This window comes from Stutzerimonas stutzeri, assembly GCF_038561965.1.
Taxonomy (GTDB): Bacteria; Pseudomonadota; Gammaproteobacteria; order Pseudomonadales; family Pseudomonadaceae; genus Stutzerimonas; species Stutzerimonas stutzeri_AA.
In genome coordinates, this window is the sequence record NZ_CP139348.1 from 566,971 (window position 1) to 582,536 (window position 15,566).

Annotated in this window: 16 protein-coding genes; 6 read left to right on the forward strand and 10 right to left on the reverse strand. The window is 62.7% G+C overall.

Annotated features, from left to right (window positions below; genetic code table 11):
* The first annotated feature begins 1 nt into the window (after window position 1).
* The 4 genes from SM130_RS02465 to SM130_RS02480 all read left to right on the forward strand — a co-directional run bounded on the left by SM130_RS02465 (window position 2) and on the right by SM130_RS02480 (window position 2,455).
* Window positions 2-283, forward strand: a complete 282-nt coding sequence (locus tag SM130_RS02465; protein ID WP_023444922.1) for a DUF493 domain-containing protein — start codon at window positions 2-4, stop codon at window positions 281-283.
* The gene (gene lipB / locus SM130_RS02470) at window positions 283-939 is read left to right on the forward strand and encodes a lipoyl(octanoyl) transferase LipB (protein ID WP_102824254.1); all 657 of its coding nucleotides are present in this window, start codon (window positions 283-285) and stop codon (window positions 937-939) included. The genes SM130_RS02465 and lipB overlap by 1 nt, the downstream gene beginning before the upstream one ends.
* Complete coding sequence (gene lipA / locus SM130_RS02475; RefSeq protein WP_102824255.1) at window positions 932-1,909, forward strand: lipoyl synthase; 978 nt, start codon at window positions 932-934, stop codon at window positions 1,907-1,909. Before lipB ends, lipA begins: the two co-directional genes overlap by 8 nt.
* Before the next feature lie 201 nt (window positions 1,910-2,110).
* Complete coding sequence (locus SM130_RS02480) at window positions 2,111-2,455, forward strand: hypothetical protein (RefSeq protein ID WP_102824256.1); 345 nt, start codon at window positions 2,111-2,113, stop codon at window positions 2,453-2,455.
* A gap of 85 nt (window positions 2,456-2,540) precedes the next feature.
* Here the strand turns inward: SM130_RS02480 and SM130_RS02485 are convergent, their stop codons facing one another.
* From SM130_RS02485 to leuS, 5 genes are all read right to left on the reverse strand, one after another.
* Window positions 2,541-3,839 carry a lytic murein transglycosylase gene (locus SM130_RS02485; protein WP_102824257.1) on the reverse strand — a complete coding sequence of 433 codons (1,299 nt, stop codon included), beginning with the start codon at window positions 3,837-3,839 and terminating at the stop codon, window positions 2,541-2,543.
* A 62-nt stretch (window positions 3,840-3,901) separates the two neighbouring features.
* Window positions 3,902-4,060 (reverse strand): alternative ribosome rescue factor ArfA, encoded by a 159-nt coding sequence (gene arfA, locus SM130_RS02490; RefSeq protein ID WP_003285150.1) that lies wholly within the window; start codon window positions 4,058-4,060, stop codon window positions 3,902-3,904.
* A gap of 91 nt (window positions 4,061-4,151) precedes the next feature.
* Window positions 4,152-5,180, reverse strand: coding sequence for a DNA polymerase III subunit delta (gene holA, locus SM130_RS02495; protein WP_102824258.1), 1,029 nt, complete (start codon window positions 5,178-5,180; stop codon window positions 4,152-4,154).
* Window positions 5,181-5,216: 36 nt separating this feature from the next.
* Window positions 5,217-5,822: an LPS assembly lipoprotein LptE gene (gene lptE / locus SM130_RS02500; protein WP_102824259.1), complete on the reverse strand. Its 606-nt coding sequence runs from the start codon at window positions 5,820-5,822 to the stop codon at window positions 5,217-5,219.
* A 43-nt stretch (window positions 5,823-5,865) separates the two neighbouring features.
* Window positions 5,866-8,472 carry a leucine--tRNA ligase gene (leuS, locus tag SM130_RS02505; RefSeq protein WP_102824260.1) on the reverse strand — a complete coding sequence of 869 codons (2,607 nt, stop codon included), beginning with the start codon at window positions 8,470-8,472 and terminating at the stop codon, window positions 5,866-5,868.
* 263 nt (window positions 8,473-8,735) lie between these two features.
* Between leuS and SM130_RS02510 the strand changes: the two genes are divergently transcribed.
* On the forward strand, window positions 8,736-9,188 hold the full coding sequence (locus SM130_RS02510) for a hypothetical protein (protein WP_102824261.1): 453 nt from the start codon (window positions 8,736-8,738) through the stop codon (window positions 9,186-9,188).
* A 65-nt stretch (window positions 9,189-9,253) separates the two neighbouring features.
* Window positions 9,254-10,027 carry a YdcF family protein gene (locus SM130_RS02515; RefSeq protein WP_102824262.1) on the forward strand — a complete coding sequence of 258 codons (774 nt, stop codon included), beginning with the start codon at window positions 9,254-9,256 and terminating at the stop codon, window positions 10,025-10,027.
* A 126-nt stretch (window positions 10,028-10,153) separates the two neighbouring features.
* Here the strand turns inward: SM130_RS02515 and lnt are convergent, their stop codons facing one another.
* The 5 genes from lnt to miaB form a co-directional block, all read right to left on the reverse strand.
* On the reverse strand, window positions 10,154-11,668 hold the full coding sequence (gene lnt / locus SM130_RS02520) for an apolipoprotein N-acyltransferase (protein ID WP_102824263.1): 1,515 nt from the start codon (window positions 11,666-11,668) through the stop codon (window positions 10,154-10,156).
* 116 nt (window positions 11,669-11,784) lie between these two features.
* A complete protein-coding gene (locus tag SM130_RS02525) occupies window positions 11,785-12,627 on the reverse strand; it encodes an HlyC/CorC family transporter (protein WP_102824264.1) in 843 nt (280 codons plus the stop codon).
* 9 nt (window positions 12,628-12,636) lie between these two features.
* Complete coding sequence (gene ybeY / locus SM130_RS02530) at window positions 12,637-13,119, reverse strand: rRNA maturation RNase YbeY (RefSeq protein ID WP_102824265.1); 483 nt, start codon at window positions 13,117-13,119, stop codon at window positions 12,637-12,639.
* A complete protein-coding gene (locus SM130_RS02535; protein ID WP_102824266.1) occupies window positions 13,112-14,119 on the reverse strand; it encodes a PhoH family protein in 1,008 nt (335 codons plus the stop codon). The genes ybeY and SM130_RS02535 overlap by 8 nt, the downstream gene beginning before the upstream one ends.
* A gap of 131 nt (window positions 14,120-14,250) precedes the next feature.
* The gene (gene miaB, locus SM130_RS02540) at window positions 14,251-15,564 is read right to left on the reverse strand and encodes a tRNA (N6-isopentenyl adenosine(37)-C2)-methylthiotransferase MiaB (RefSeq protein ID WP_102824267.1); all 1,314 of its coding nucleotides are present in this window, start codon (window positions 15,562-15,564) and stop codon (window positions 14,251-14,253) included.
* Between the last annotated feature and the right edge of the window lie 2 nt (window positions 15,565-15,566).

Consider the following 15,566-nt stretch of genomic DNA (forward strand, 5'->3'; position numbering starts at 1 on the left):
CATGACCGATAACCAAGATGTAGCTGCACCCAAGATCGACTTTCCTTGCGAGCGCTACCCGATCAAGGTGATCGGCGACGCCGGCGAGGGTTTTCGGGAGGTCGTGATTGAAGTCATCCAGCGCCATGCGCCAGATTTCGATGAGGCCACCGTAGTCACCCGTGACAGTCGAAACGGGCGCTTTCTTTCGCTGCAGGTACTGATCACCGCCACCGGCGTCGAGCAGTTGCAGGCCATCCATGTCGATCTGCGTGCCACTGGCCGTGTTCACATGGTGCTGTGATGACCCACGAAGTGGGTGTGCGTGAGCTCGGTCTGATCGAGTATCGGTCTGCCTGGCAGGCCATGCAGCAGTTCACCAATACACGTGGTGCTGACAGCGGTGACGAGATCTGGCTGCTGCAGCATCCTCCGGTGTTCACCCAGGGGCAGGCCGGCAAGGCCGAGCACCTGCTGTTTCCGGGCAATATTCCGGTGGTCCAGGTGGACCGTGGCGGTCAGGTGACCTATCACGGGCCCGGCCAGTTGGTTGGCTATCTGTTGCTCGATGTGCGCCGCCTTGGCATTGGTGTGCGTGAACTGGTAAACCGTATCGAGCGCAGCCTGATCGATCTGCTTGCCGGTTACGGTGTCGAGGCCGCCGCCAAGCCGGATGCACCCGGTGTTTACGTCAACGGCGCGAAGATCGCATCGTTGGGCCTGCGCATTCGCAACGGCCGTTCCTTCCACGGCCTGGCGCTGAACGTGGACATGGATCTCGAGCCTTTCCGGCGCATCAATCCCTGCGGTTATGCAGGGCTGCCCATGACCCAGATGCGTGACTTGATCGGGCCGGTCGACATCAGCCAAGTGGCCGATAGACTGCGCGAGCAACTGGTCCGGCAGCTCGGATACGCGCAACAGAAGACCCTCGCGGGCGGAATCGAAGCATATGAGTAGTATAGAAACAGTAGGCAAGCGCCCAGCCAAGGTAGAGGCCGGCGTCAAGCTGCGCGGCGCCGAGAAGGTTGCGCGGATTCCGGTGAAGATCATCCCTACCGATGAACTGCCGAAGAAGCCGGACTGGATTCGCGTGCGCATCCCGGTCTCCCCTGAGGTCGACCAGATCAAGCAGACCCTGCGCAAGCACAAGCTGCACAGCGTTTGCGAAGAGGCCTCCTGCCCTAATCTGGGCGAGTGCTTCTCCAGCGGGACCGCGACCTTCATGATCATGGGCGACATCTGCACGCGTCGCTGCCCGTTCTGCGACGTTGGCCACGGCCGCCCGAATGCGCTGGACGCGGATGAGCCGAAGAACCTCGCCCAAGCCATCGCCGACATGCGCCTGAAGTACGTGGTGATTACCTCGGTGGACCGTGACGACCTGCGAGACGGTGGTGCCCAGCATTTCGCTGATTGCCTGCGCGAGATCCGCAAGCTGTCGCCATCGATCCAGCTGGAAACCCTGGTGCCTGATTACCGGGGCCGCATGGATATCGCGCTGGACATTACTGCCAGCGAACCGCCGGATGTGTTCAACCACAACCTTGAAACCGTACCGCGGCTTTACAAGTCGTCGCGTCCGGGTTCGGATTTCGAGTGGTCGCTGGATCTGCTGGAGAAGTTCAAGCAGCGCGTACCGGGCGTGCCGACCAAGTCCGGGCTGATGCTCGGCCTGGGTGAAACCGATGAAGAAGTCATCGAGGTCATGCATCGCATGCGTGAGCATGAGATCGATATGCTCACACTTGGCCAGTACCTGCAGCCCTCGCGCAACCATCTGCCGGTGCAGCGCTTCGTGCATCCCGATATCTTCGCCTGGTTTGCCGAAGAGGGCATGAAGATGGGCTTCAAGAACATCGCTTCCGGTCCGCTGGTGCGTTCCTCATACCACGCCGATCAGCAGGCGCACGGAGCCAAGCAGGACTAAACGGCGCGTACCTTTATGGGGCATTGGCTCCCCGAAGCCGCGTTGGCAGGCGCTACTGCCAACGCGGCTTTTTCTTGCCCGCTGCATGGCTAGAAGTCGTCTCGAATGCAATGGCAAGAAAATTGCGGCATTACGCCGCATTAGACTTTGGTCTATAGTGGCGTTCGTTTACACCATGAGGCCAACCGAGGGCCGCAGCAGATGAACGAACCCCAGTTAAAGGACCTCCTTGACGATCTGGATGCCGCGAAGGTCGAGTGCGATGCGATGAGTCGCCTGGTCGTGACGCGGCTGGCCAAGCAGCACATCCCATACCGAGCCATGTTGGGGCAGGTCGAGCTGGACGGAAAGGTGGTGTCACCGCATTTCTGGGTCGAAACCGATGGCTGCGTGATCGACTACCGCGCTCGCCAGCGTCTTGGTGGCGATCAGCGCGTACCTCACGGCGTCGTGCCGCTTGAGGCGGTGCAAGCCCATTACCAAGGCAAGCAGGTGGTCATCGATCCGTTGCCGGATTACCTCTATGAGGTGGCCGTCAAACACTGATGGTAAGCAGGCGTCCAGCTATGGACGAAAACGAAAGCCCCGGCATGACCGGGGCTTTTTTTGTATCGTCAGTTGCGTTGCGCGATCAGGGCTGGGCGCGTAGCCGGCCGAGCAGTTCCTGGGTGGGATGGCCGTCGGCCGGCCACCCCAGGCGCTGCTGGAAGCCGCGAATGGCCTTGCGGGTATTGGCTCCGATGATGCCGTCCGGCGTACCCGGATCGAAGCCCTGCGCAACGAGGCGTTCCTGCAGTTCGAGGCGCTCGGAGCGGCTCAGCGGCTGTTCACCGCGCGGCCAGCTGCCCGCAACTTGTCCCTTGCCCTGGAAGCTCTCTGCCAGCAGACCAATCGCCAGCGCATAGGCCGAGGAGTTGTTGTAGCGCAGGATGGCGCGGAAGTTATCCATGATGAGGAACGCCGGGCCACGATGGCCTGCTGGCAGCAATAGGCTGGCATTGGCTTCTTCCTGGTCGCTGGGCAGGCCGCGAAGGCCGAGGCGGCGCCATTCGGCAAGCGGCTTGCGGATCTCGTTGTCGGCCAGCGCGTAGTCGAATTCTTTCGGCAACTGCACCTCGAATCCCCAGGGTTGCCCCTGCTTCCAGCCGGACGCCTGCAGGTAGTGCGCGGCCGAAGCCAGGGCATCGGCAGAGCTGTTCCAGATATCGCGCTTGCCATCACCATCGAAATCCACGGCGTGGGTGTTGTAAGTGGTCGGAATGAACTGCGTCTGCCCCATGGCGCCAGCCCAGGAGCCACGCATGCGCTGGGGCGCGACATCGCCATGCTGGAGGATTTCCAGTGCGGCGATCAGCTGACTCTTGGCAAACGCCGGACGCCGGCCTTCATGGGCAAGGGTGGCCAGCGAACGGATGACCGATTTATCACCCATGATCTGGCCGAAGCTGCTTTCCAGGCCCCATACGGCGACCAGGGTTTCGCGATCGACAGCGTAGCGTGCCTCGATCTTGTCCAGGGTAGCGGCATTCTCGTTAAGCAGGCGTTGCCCGCTGCGCACGCGCTGGGGGGAGATGGCGCCTTCCAGGTACTGCCAAACGGGGCGAGTGAATTCAGGCTGGCTACGATCTGCGGCAATCACTGCAGGGTCGGGTTCAACGCCAGCGAACGCCTGGTCGAAGGTCTTGGCGGAAATACCTGCCGCCAGGGCTTCGCTACGGAACTGTTCGCGCCACTGGCTGAAGCTCAGATGGGCGGCTTCCGGGCGCACATCGACCGCGGCGGTGTCGCTACGCGGGGTGGCCGAGGGTGAGGCATTACTGACCAGAGTGGACTGCGCGAGGGGTTCGGCTGCACAGGCAACGACCAGGCTCATCGCCGAAGCGGCAACCAGGGTACGTAGCAGCAGAACGGGAACGAAGGTGTGATACATGCACCACTCTCGAAACGTGTCGTCGGTCGCAGACATTATCACGCTTTAGCGGTGTTGGGTTTTCAGGCTGCCAGAAGGACCGAAGCCTCCCAGTTGGTGGACTGGGAGGCTTCGCGGCGGTAGCTGCCTTTGCCTTTTTTCGGCGTTTCCTGGCGTAGGCGGAACAGTGGCTGCGCGACCAGGTGCTTGGCCTTGTTTGGTCGCTTTTTGCGTGTGCTCATGCGATTTCCCTCTTGGTGGCCCGCTATCGGGCGAGGGCATCATAGGGCTTGTACAAAAAATGTCCAGTGGGCCAGTAAACCGCTTCGGCAGCTAGCCGCCGACCCGGCGACCGCTCAGTTGCAGGCAGATATCGGCCAGTCCGATCCACGGATCGCCGGCCGCCTGGCCCTTGATCTGTTCGTCAATGCGCTGCGCATCCATCAGTAATCGGCTCCAGCCGGCCACGTTGTGCCGCTGCAGTGCTTTGGAAACCAGCGGTCGACGTTTGTCCCAGACCGGCGGACGGGCCTGGCTGAAGGCGCGATCAAGCGGGGTGCCCTGAGCAATTTGCTGAGCGATATTGGCCAGCAAACGGAGTTCGCGTGCCAGCGCCCAGAGGATCACCGGCGCCTCGACCCCTTCACCCCGCAACCCCTCAAGCATGTGCAGTGCGTGAGCGGCCTGGCCATGCAGGGTGGCATCGATCAGGCCGAAGACATCGTAGCGGGCGCTGTCGGCGACCGCGGCTTGCACGGTATCCGCGGTGACTTGTCCGGCGTCGGCAAGCAGTTTGAGCTTTTCGATTTCCTGTGCCGCTGCCAGCAGGTTGCCTTCGACCCGGGCAGCGATCAGTTCGATGGCTTCCTGATCGGCGGACAAACCCGCCTGGGCCAGGCGCTGGCGAATCCATTGCGGCAACTGCGCGGCATCTACCGGCCAGATCTGCAGGAACTGCACATCCTTACTGTCGATCAGCGCTTTGGCCCATTTGGTCTTCTGGGCGCTGCCGTCGAGTTTGGGTAGGCTGATCAGCAGCACGGTGTCCTCGGCGGGGCGAGCGAGATACTCCAGCAGCGCCGCCGCTCCCTTGTCACCGGGTTTGCCGTTGGGAATGCGCAATTCGAGTAGACGCTTTTCGGCAAACAGCGACAGGCTGGCACCCGCCTCGATCAGCTGGCTCCAGTCGAAACCGGTTTCCACGTGAAAGACCTGACGCTCACTGAAACCCTGCGCGCGCGTTGCTGCGCGGATTGCATCGCAGGTTTCCTGGCACAGCAGGTGCTCATCACCACAGACGACGTATACGGGGGCCAGGTTGCCGTGTAGGTGTTTGCCGAGCTGAGCAGGGGAGAGCTTCATGGTGCGAAGACGGGGGCCTTGAGGCCCCCGTACCTGTTACTGGATGGGCAGCTGGATGGGCGACTGTTGCGGCTGTGCATCCTGCGCACGACGGGCGGCTTCCATCGCTTCCGCTTCGGCCCGTGCCTTGGCTTCGGCTTCCTGTTGCAGGCGATCGAGTTGCGACGGAGTGATGCGCTGGATGCGCAGAGCCAGCTGTTGCAGCAGCTCGCGGCGCATTTCCTGCCGCAGCTGATCGCCTTCCTGCGACGAACCGATCAGGTTGTTGCTGTCGTGTACGTAGACTTTCTGCACTTCGATGCTGTCTTCGAGCAGCAGCGTGTTCTGCGGGCCGCGGAATTCGTAGTCGAGGGTGCTGGTCAGTTCATATTCGGCGCTGCGTGCCGAGCTGGTGTAGCTGGCGGTGCGCTGGCGGGTCTGCTCGCGGGCCAAGTTGAGGCTGTACTTGGCGGCCGGGCTGACGCGTACGCCGTTGCTCTTCAGCAGGTCTTCGAGCTGCTGCACCGTTTCGCCGTAGCTGTTGCGGGCTTGCAGGTTGATTTCCTTGAGGCCGAATTCGACGTCGCCGGTGCCGCGCAGCTGAAAGCCGCAGGCGCTCAACAGCAGTGTCAGGCCCAGCACCACCAGATTCCGTTTGTTCATACTGTTATCCCCTTGCAGGCCCGGCGCGCACGCCGGGGCCGAATCAGTTAGCGACGATATTGACCAGCTTGCCCGGCACCACGATGACCTTGCGAATCGTCAGGCCTTCGGTGAAGCGCAGCACGTTTTCATTGCCTCGGGCGGTGGCCTCGACATCCTCGCGAGTGGCCGCGGCCGGCACTTCGATCTGGCCGCGCAGCTTGCCGTTGACCTGCACTACCAGGGTCAGGCTGTCCTGCACCAGGGCAGACTCGTCGACTTTCGGCCATTGCGCGTCGATGATCACGCCCTGCTTGCCGAGTTGCTGCCAGAGTTCGTGAGAGATGTGCGGTGTGATCGGCGCAAGCAACAACGCAACGGTCTCCAGGCCTTCCTGCAGCAGGGCTCGGTCCTGTTCGCTGGCGGTCGCTGCTTTCTCCAGCACGTTCATCAGCGTCATCACCTGGGCGATGGCGGTGTTGAATTTGTGGTGCTGGCCGACATCGACGCTGGCCTGCTTGATGGCGAGATGGATCGCGCGGCGCACGGCCTTCTGCTCATCGCTCAGGCTGGCGGTATCCAGCACGCCCGCAACCCCTGCGCTGACATGCGCATGGGCCAGACGCCAGACGCGCCGCAGGAAGCGGCTCGCCCCCTCGACGCCGGAGTCGGACCACTCCAGGCTCATGTCAGGCGGCGAGGCGAACATCATGAACAGGCGGCAGGTGTCGGCGCCGTAGGCGTCGATCATGGCCTGTGGGTCGACGCCGTTGTTCTTCGACTTGGACATCTTCTCGGTGCCGCCGATTTCAACCGGCAGGCCGTCGCTCGCCAATTTGGCGCCGATGACCTTGGCCTTGGCATCACGCTCGACCACGACATCGGCCGGGTTGAACCAGTCCTTGCCGCCGTTATCCAGGGTTCGGTAATAGGTGTCGGCCACCACCATGCCCTGAGTCAGCAGATTCTTGAACGGCTCGTTGGAGCTGACCAGCCCCTCGTCACGCATCAGCTTGTGGAAGAAACGCGCGTACAGCAGGTGCAGGATCGCGTGTTCGATACCGCCGATGTACTGGTCCACTGGCAGCCAGTGGTTGGCGGCGGCCGGGTCGACCATGCCTTGGTCGTAATTGGGGCTGGCGTAGCGGGCGAAATACCAGGAGGACTCGACGAAGGTGTCCATGGTGTCGGTTTCGCGCTTGGCCGGTGCGCCGCACTTCGGGCAGCTGCACTCGTAAAATTCAGGCATGCGCGCCAGCGGGCTGCCGGCGCCGTCTGGGACCACGTCTTCTGGTAGCACGACGGGCAGCTGGTCTTCGGGAACCGGCACGTCGCCGCAGGTTTCGCAGTGGATGATGGGGATCGGGCAGCCCCAGTAGCGCTGGCGGCTGATGCCCCAGTCACGCAGGCGGAACTGGGTGCGCGCCTGGCCGAGGCATTTCTTCTGCAGTGCCACTTCGATGGCGTCGAATGCACCCTCGAAATCGAGGCCGTCGAAGATGCCGGAATTGATCAGCTCGCCATGCTCGCCGTAGGCATCCTGCCAGGGTGCCGGAGTCATGTCGCCGGCGCTGGTGCGTACTACCGGTGTGATCGGCAGGCCGTACTTGCTGGCGAACTCGAAGTCGCGTTCATCATGGGCGGGCACCGCCATCACGGCGCCTTCGCCGTAGTTCATCAGCACGTAGTTGGCGACCCATACCGGCAGCAGCTCGCCGGTCAGCGGGTGTTGCACGCGCAGGGAGGTGGCCAGCCCCTTCTTTTCCTGGGTGGCGATGTCCGCTTCGGCAACGCCGCCGCGCTTGCATTCGTCGATGAAGGCCTGCAGTTCGGGGTCGTTCTGCGCCGCCAGGGTCGCCAGCGGATGCTCAGCTGCAACGGCCACGTAGGTTGCACCCATGAGGGTGTCGGGGCGGGTGGTGAAGACCTTCATCAGACCTTCGCTGCCGATGCTGGCGACGTCGTAGGGGAAGCTGATCTCCATGCCGCGCGACTTGCCGATCCAGTTGCGCTGCATGGTCTTGACCTGTTCCGGCCAGCCATCCAGTTCGTCCAGGCTCTCCAGCAGTTCATCCGCATAAGCGGTGATCTTGAAGTAGTACATCGGGATTTCGCGCTTCTCGATCAGCGCGCCGGAACGCCAGCCGCGGCCGTCGATGACCTGCTCGTTGGCCAGCACGGTCTGATCGACCGGGTCCCAGTTGACGGTGCCGTTTTTACGGTAGATCACGCCCTTCTGGTACAGGCGAGTAAACAGCCACTGCTCCCAACGATAGTAGTCGGGCTTGCAGGTGGTGACTTCCCGCGTCCAGTCAACGGCCAGGCCCAGGCTTTTCAGCTGGGCCTTCATGTAGGCGATGTTTTCGTAGGTCCACTTGGCTGGCGCGACCTGGTTCTTCATCGCAGCGTTTTCTGCCGGCATACCGAAGGCATCCCAGCCCATGGGCTGCAGCACGTTCTTGCCCTGCATGCGCTGATAGCGCGCGATCACATCACCGATGGTGTAGTTGCGCACATGACCCATGTGCAGCTTGCCGCTGGGGTAGGGAAACATCGACAGGCAATAGAAAGTGTCCTTGCCTGGCTGTTCGCTCACTTCAAAGGATTTCTGCGAATCCCAGTGGGACTGCGCGGCGGCTTCGATTTCGCGGGGCTGATACTGTTCGTGCATGGCTACTGGCGTTGGAATGGGGGCTGGCTCTCCGCAAAAACGCTGTCGCAGGCTCGGCTGGCAGGTCCGGTGGACCTGGCACAAACGCGGCCCCGCAGGTAGCGGGCGGAGGCATGGAAGCGCCGTAGCATACATGACCCCCCGCGGCCTAGGGAAACCGGATTTGCCGCAGCCGGCAGGGGTTCCGTCCGTCGCGCGCGGCTTGAGCGAGTCAGGCTGAGCTACGCTTGATCCAGGGGCGGGATGAATAAGAGGTGAGTTTGATGAACAGAGAGCCGCAGTCGGAGGACAGCAGTCTATATGCCCGGGTATTGCAGCGATTGAGCTCGGCATTGCAGGAGGCAGAGCGGAACCACATGGCGGATCCCGGGGCTTCTGCCGAGCTGGAGGTGCGTGGTCTGACACCCGCGGAATTCGAGCTGATCCGTGCCTATCTACAGCGCGATTCGCAATGGCTTTCGGGCTGGCACGCAGCCGCTGAAGAGCAGGCCCACCTGACCCGGCAAGCGTTGCGCCCCACGGCGCGCGGCGCTAGCCGGCAGCGGCACGGGGCGCGCACCAGGCACGCGCCTCTGGCGCTTCAGCAGACGTTGAGTTGCGCGCTATGTCGCGCCGAAGTGAACTGGCCGGACGGCGCCGGGCCTGCGGCGTGCCCAGCTTGCGGCTCGCAGCTGCTGCGAGCGCGACAACGTTTGCATACCTATCCACGCCATTGAGCCAAACCAGCGCCGACAAATCCGTCGACAGCCGCTAGAGTGGCGGCCTTTGCCGGAGTGCTCGGATGCCGATTCGCTATTTCTTCAAGCAACTGCTGTTGCCGCCGGGCGTGCTGCTGCTTCTGCTGCTGCTCGGATGGTGGTTGCGTAGACGTGCGCCGAAGCTGGCCGCGTTCTGCTTCATCACTGGGTTCGGCGGGCTCTGGCTGATGAGTTTGCCGGTCGTGGCCGAATGGACGGCGCGTCTGGTCGAGCGTGAGCCGGCCCTGGTCGAGTCGCAGTGGCCAGGGTTGGCCGAGCAGGCGGGTGCGATTGTGGTGCTGGGCGCGGGGCGCGAGCAGAACGATCCGGCCTGGGGTGGCGATCAGCCTGGCTACGTAGCCCTCGAGCGGCTGCGCTATGCGGCGCGCGTAGCGAAAGCATCCGGGTTGCCGGTTCTCACCAGCGGCGGCCTGCATTTCGGTGAGCCGCCCAGCGAGGCAATGCTCGGTGCCGAGGTATTGCAGCGTGATCTGGACGTCACCACGCGCTGGCTTGAAGAGCGCAGCCGCACCACCTGGGAAAACGCGGTCTACAGCGCCGAGATGCTGCGTGCCGCCGGTGTCGAGCGGGTGGTGCTGGTCACTTCGGCGTCGCATATGCCGCGTTCGCGCTGGTGCTTCGAGCAGAACGGTATCGAGGTCATCGCGGCGCCAGTGGGGTTCATGGGGGTCGTCAACGACCGGCCCTTGAATGGCTGGCTGCCGGAGGCGAAGGCGTTCTGGCAGAACGGCATGTTGCTCAACGAAGTCGTGGGGATGGCGGTTTATCCGCTGGTCTATGCGTCAGCGGGTGATTGAGCTGGCATCGAGCCGCAGGTGCAACGTACCGTTCAGTCGGTTGCAGATGCCTGCTTGAGGGCTCTCGTCGAGTGGCCTCGGCCCACCGCCAGCGGTGGTGTGGGCTGAAGCCGATCCTGCTGCGTCTTAGGCCTTTGCCTTAGGCCTGATCAGCGCCCAGCCGAGTAGCAGCACGCATACCGCTATCAACGGCCATGAGCGCCAGCGCAGATAAGGCGTCAGGCCCTGCATCGCGGTGACCTCGCCATACAGCACGGCTTGCTCGAATTGCGGGATCTGTTCGGTGATATCCCCGTAAGGGTCGATCAGCACGGTAATGCCATTGTTGGTCGCGCGGACCATCCAGCGTCCCGCCTCCAGAGCACGCATTTGCGCCATTTGCAAATGCTGCAGCGGGCCGATGGAATGGCCGAACCAGGCGTCATTGCTTACCGTAAGCAATAGATCGCTCTGCGCGGCTAGTCCGGCAGCGAACTCCGGGTAGACCACTTCGTAGCAGATGTACGGTGCAATCTGCAGTCCCTTGGCCTGCAGCAGCGGCTGGCCAGACTCACCGCGGGCAAAGTCGGACATTGGCAGGTCGAAGAAAGCGATCAGGCCGCGCAGCAGATCCTGCAGTGGCACGTACTCACCGAAAGGCACCAGTTTCTGCTTGAGGTAGGTGCCGCTAGCGTCACCAGCCGTGGTCAGGCCGTTGTAATAGCGCAGTTCGCCGTCGGCATTGGGCTGGCGCACCGGTACACCGGTGATCAGTGCCGCGTCGCGCTGTTCGGCAAAGCCGGCCATCATCTTCAGATAGCCCTCGGCGTGTTCCTTGAGAATCGGTACGGCAGTTTCCGGCCAGACGATCAGGTCCGCCGGGCGGCTGCGAAAGGTCATGTCGCGGTACAGCAGCAGCTGCATTTCCAGCTTCTTCGGGTCCCACTTCATGCTTTGTGCGACGTTGCCCTGTACCGCGGTGACGCTGAGCGGCTCGCCTTTGGCGGTGGTCCAGGCATACCCGGTCAACAGCAGTCCGGCGATCCAAGGCGCCGCTAGCAGCGCTATGGCAAGGGCCAGGCGTGGTTTCTCGGTACGCAGCCTCGGTAGCGCCACCAGCAGTGTCGCGCTCAGTACGATGGCAAAGTTCAGCAGCCAAACACCGCCGAGCGGCGCCAAGCCGGCCAGCGGACCGTCGAGCTGGCTGTAGCCGACATACAGCCATGGGAAGCCGGTGAGAATCCAGCCGCGCAGGGCATCGAATGCCAGCCAGAGTGCGCTGAAGGCCAGCGCATCGCCGAGTGCGGAATGGCGATTGCGCAGCAGGCGTACCCAGAGCCAGCCGAGCAGCGCGAAGAACAATGCCAGCCCTGCTACGAAGCCCAAGGTGAGCAGGCCAGCCAGTGCCGGCGAGGCCGCACCGAAGTCATGGATGCTCACATAGACCCAGCTGACGCCTGAGGCGAACAGGCCGAAGCCGTAGCACCAGCCGCGCTGCGCTGCCTGCTTCGCTGTGCTATCGCGCAGACCGAGATAGAGCAGTGCCACGGACAATAGCGCCAATGGCCAGATGTCGAACGGCGCCAGTGCCGGTGTGGTCAGCGTGCCGGCGACCAGCGCCAGCAGGTTGCCCGGCCAGCCGGGGCGGGTGATCCAATGCATCGAGGTTCCTTGCGCAACGGGTGCGGGGGAGGCTAAGGGCAATGAGTGCGGGCGGGCAAGTCGGTTCGGCGGAACCCCCCCCCGCGCAGCTGGGCTGCACGGAGCGACTCGGTCTTCTACGCGCTTTCGGTGCGGCTCAGGCGCAGCATATGTACGCGGCGGCTGTCAGCGTTGAGCACGCGCACGCGGAAGCCATTGATCTCGGTGACTTCGTTGCGCTTGGGCAGGTGCCCGAAGGTGCTCATCACCAGACCGGCAACGGTATCGAATTCGTCGTCGGGGAAGGTGCTGCCGAAGTACTCGTTGAAACTATCGATTGGCGTCAGTGCCTTGACCAGGAAGTCGCCGCTGGGCAACGGGCGAATGTAGCTATCTTCCTCGACGTCATGCTCGTCCTCGATGTCGCCGACGATCTGCTCCAGCACGTCCTCGATGGTCACCAGCCCTGCTACGCCGCCATATTCATCGATGACGATGGCCATGTGGTTGTGGTTGGCGCGGAACTCGCGCAGCAGAACGTTGAGGCGCTTGGACTCGGGCACGAAAGTGGCCGGGCGCAGCAGGTCCTTGATGTCGAAGTTCTGCTGATCTTCCTTGAGGATCAGCGGCAGCAAATCCTTGGCCAGCAGCACGCCGATCACTTCGTCCAGGCTTTCACCAACGACCGGATAGCGCGAATGCGCGGCGGTGATGATGGCCGGCAGGAATTCGCGTGGCGACTGATCGGCCCGGATGCTGATCACCTGCGAGCGCGGGACCATGATGTCGCGTACCTGCAGGTCGGCGACCTGGATGGCGCCTTCGACGATGGCCAGCGCTTCGTTGTCGAGCAGCTTGTTCTGATGGGCTTCGCGCAGGACTTCCAGCAGCTCCTGGCGATTCTTGGGTTCATGGGCAAAAGCCTGGGTGATTCTTTCCAGCCAGGTCTTTTGCCCGCTGATCGATCGATCTTCGCTCATGTCGTTGACTCAAGAGTCCTTGCAAGTGCCCGAAACGGGCGATTCTTCAGCATAGGGGTCGGGATGACCCAGTTCGGCCAGCAGTTGACGCTCCAGGTCTTCCATCTCCTCGGCTTCGTCATCATCGATGTGATCGTAGCCGAGCAGGTGCAGGCAGCCGTGAATGACCAGGTGCGCCCAATGTGCCGTCAGCACTTTGCCCTGTTCCGCCGCCTCGCGCTCGACCACCGGCACGCAGATGACCAGATCGCCGAGCAGCGGGATATCCAAGAGTTCGTCCGGGACGTCTGCCGGGAATGACAGCACGTTAGTCGCATAATCCTTCTGCCGCCAAGTGCGGTTGAGCTCGCGACCCTCCTGCTCGTCGACCAGGCGAATGGTCAGTTCGGAGTCACCGCTGCGCTGGCGTAGCGCCAATTCGCACCAGCGCTGCAGATCGGCGAGCGCCGGCGCAGCGCCCGTGCTGGCGCACTGCAGGTCAAGTTCAATCACCGGCAGTGTCCTGCCCGGCGCGCTTGCCAGGTGGCAGCTGGCGATCTTCGAATGACTCGTACGCCTCGACGATACGCTGCACCAGCGGATGACGGACCACGTCCTTGGGCTTGAAGTGGGTGAAGCTGATGCCGTTGACGTCCTTGAGCACCTCGATGACATGCGCCAGACCGCTCTTGGTCCCGCGCGGCAGGTCGACCTGGGTGATGTCGCCGGTAATCACCGCGGTGGAGCCGAAGCCGATCCGCGTGAGGAACATCTTCATCTGTTCCTGGGTGGTGTTCTGGCTTTCATCGAGGATGATGAAACTGTTGTTCAGCGTGCGGCCGCGCATGTAGGCCAGCGGGGCAATCTCGATCACCTGTTTCTCGATCAGCCGCGCTACATACTCGAAGCCGAGCATCTCGTAGAGGGCGTCGTACAGTGGACGCAGGTAGGGATCGATCTTCTGTGCCAGGTCGCCGGGCAGGAAGCCGAGCTTCTCGCCGGCTTCCACTGCCGGGCGCACCAGCAGGATGCGGCGCACCTGTTCGCGCTCCAGCGCATCCACTGCGCAAGCGACGGCGAGGTAGGTCTTGCCGGTACCGGCCGGGCCGACGCCGAAGTTGATGTCGTTGTCCAGGATGGCCTTGACGTAGCGCTGCTGGTTGGCGCCACGCGGGCGGATCATGCCCTTCTTGGTGCGCAGGGCGACGCCCTGGTGCGCATTCGGATTGGCTAGCTCTTCCATCCCGGACTCTTGCAGGTACAGATGCACCATGTCGGGGGAAAGCTCGGCGTTCTTGGTTTCGCGGTACAGCCGGCGCAGCAGCTGCTCGGCGGATTTGGCCGCGTCGGTCGGGCCGATCAGCTCGAACTGGTTGCCGCGATTGCGGATTTCCAGTTCCAGGCGCTGTTCGATCAAGCGCAGATGCTCATCGAATTGGCCACAGAGGTTGGCGAAGCGACGGGCTTCAAAGGGTTCGAGGGTGAAACGATGCGGTTCTATGGGTGCGTTCAAGGGCTTTTATATATGGCCGTAATCGGCGAAGTGGTGAGGAAAGAATAGCGCCGCATGTGCAAAGCGAAAAGCGCGGATGCGGAGTTGGTCGCGGCCCCGATGCAATCAGATGGGGCCAGCGACCGCGGTTCTCAAGATAGCAATGTGCCACGCAGCGAGTGCGGCAGGGCGTCATCGATATGGACCTTGACGAACTGACCGATGAGCCGGGGATTGTCGCAACGGAAGTTGACGATGCGATTGTGCTCGGTACGGCCCTGCAGCATTCCTGGGTCCTTTTTAGAGTAGTCACTGACCAGAATGTGCTGGGTAGTGCCCACCATCCGTCGGCTGTTCTCGAAGCCCTGCTGATTGATGCGTTGCTGCAGGATGGCCAGACGCTGCTTCTTCACTTCATCCGGCGTGTCGTCGACCAGGTCCGCGGCTGGCGTGCCTGGCCGGGAGCTGTAGACGAAGGAGTAGGAGAAGTCGAAGCCGACATCTTCGATCAGCTTCATGGTCTGCTCGAAGTCCTTGTCCGTCTCGCCGGGGAAACCGACGATGAAGTCCGAACTGATCACGATATCCGGCACCGCTGCCCGCAGCCGGCGGATGCGCGACTTGTACTCCAGGGCGGTGTGGTTGCGCTTCATCGCCGCGAGGATGCGGTCGGAGCCGGCCTGCACGGGCAGGTGGAGGTATTTGACCAGCTGCGGAATCTCCGCATGGGCCTGGATGATGGCGTCGGAGAACTCCAGCGGGTGGCTGGTGGTGTAGCGAATCCGGCCGATGCCGTCGATGGCTGCGACGGCATGCAGCAGGTCGGCGAAGTCGTGACCGTCGTGGCGGTAGCCGTTGACGTTCTGTCCCAGCAGGGTCACTTCCTTCACGCCGTTCTCGGCGAGGTGGACGATTTCTGCCAGTACGTCGGCCAGCGGTCGGCTGACTTCCTCGCCGCGGGTGTAAGGCACCACGCAGAAAGTGCAGTACTTGCTGCAGCCTTCCATGACCGAAACGAAGGCACTCGGGCCGTCGACGCGTGGCTCGGGCAGACGGTCGAATTTCTCGATTTCGGGGAAGGAAATGTCCACCTGCGGCTGCTTGGTCGTACGCGCGGCGTCGATCATTTCCGGCAGGCGGTGCAGCGTTTGCGGGCCGAAGACCACGTCGACGTACGGTGCGCGGTCGCGAATGGCTGCGCCTTCCTGACTGGCCACACAGCCGCCGACGCCGATTACCAGCTGCGGGTTGTCCAGTTTCAGTTCGCGCCAGCGACCCAGTTGCGAGAAGACCTTTTCCTGAGCCTTTTCGCGAATCGAGCAGGTATTGAGGAGAATCACATCGGCTTCAGCCGGGTTCTCGGTGATCTCCATGGCCTGGTGTTCGCCCAGCAGGTCCACCATGCGCGAGCTGTCGTACTCGTTCATCTGGCAGCCATGGGTTTCGATGAAAAGCTTGCGGGTCATGT

Coding starts and splice junctions, on each gene's coding strand:
- SM130_RS02465 (WP_023444922.1), top strand. CDS start 2: ATGACCGATAACCAAGATGTAGCTGCACCCAAGATCGACTTTCCTTGC.
- lipB (WP_102824254.1), top strand. CDS start 283: ATGACCCACGAAGTGGGTGTGCGTGAGCTCGGTCTGATCGAGTATCGG.
- lipA (WP_102824255.1), top strand. CDS start 932: ATGAGTAGTATAGAAACAGTAGGCAAGCGCCCAGCCAAGGTAGAGGCC.
- SM130_RS02480 (WP_102824256.1), top strand. CDS start 2,111: ATGAACGAACCCCAGTTAAAGGACCTCCTTGACGATCTGGATGCCGCG.
- SM130_RS02485 (WP_102824257.1), bottom strand. CDS start 3,839: ATGTATCACACCTTCGTTCCCGTTCTGCTGCTACGTACCCTGGTTGCC.
- arfA (WP_003285150.1), bottom strand. CDS start 4,060: ATGAGCACACGCAAAAAGCGACCAAACAAGGCCAAGCACCTGGTCGCG.
- holA (WP_102824258.1), bottom strand. CDS start 5,180: ATGAAGCTCTCCCCTGCTCAGCTCGGCAAACACCTACACGGCAACCTG.
- lptE (WP_102824259.1), bottom strand. CDS start 5,822: ATGAACAAACGGAATCTGGTGGTGCTGGGCCTGACACTGCTGTTGAGC.
- leuS (WP_102824260.1), bottom strand. CDS start 8,472: ATGCACGAACAGTATCAGCCCCGCGAAATCGAAGCCGCCGCGCAGTCC.
- SM130_RS02510 (WP_102824261.1), top strand. CDS start 8,736: ATGAACAGAGAGCCGCAGTCGGAGGACAGCAGTCTATATGCCCGGGTA.
- SM130_RS02515 (WP_102824262.1), top strand. CDS start 9,254: ATGCCGATTCGCTATTTCTTCAAGCAACTGCTGTTGCCGCCGGGCGTG.
- lnt (WP_102824263.1), bottom strand. CDS start 11,668: ATGCATTGGATCACCCGCCCCGGCTGGCCGGGCAACCTGCTGGCGCTG.
- SM130_RS02525 (WP_102824264.1), bottom strand. CDS start 12,627: ATGAGCGAAGATCGATCGATCAGCGGGCAAAAGACCTGGCTGGAAAGA.
- miaB (WP_102824267.1), bottom strand. CDS start 15,564: ATGACCCGCAAGCTTTTCATCGAAACCCATGGCTGCCAGATGAACGAG.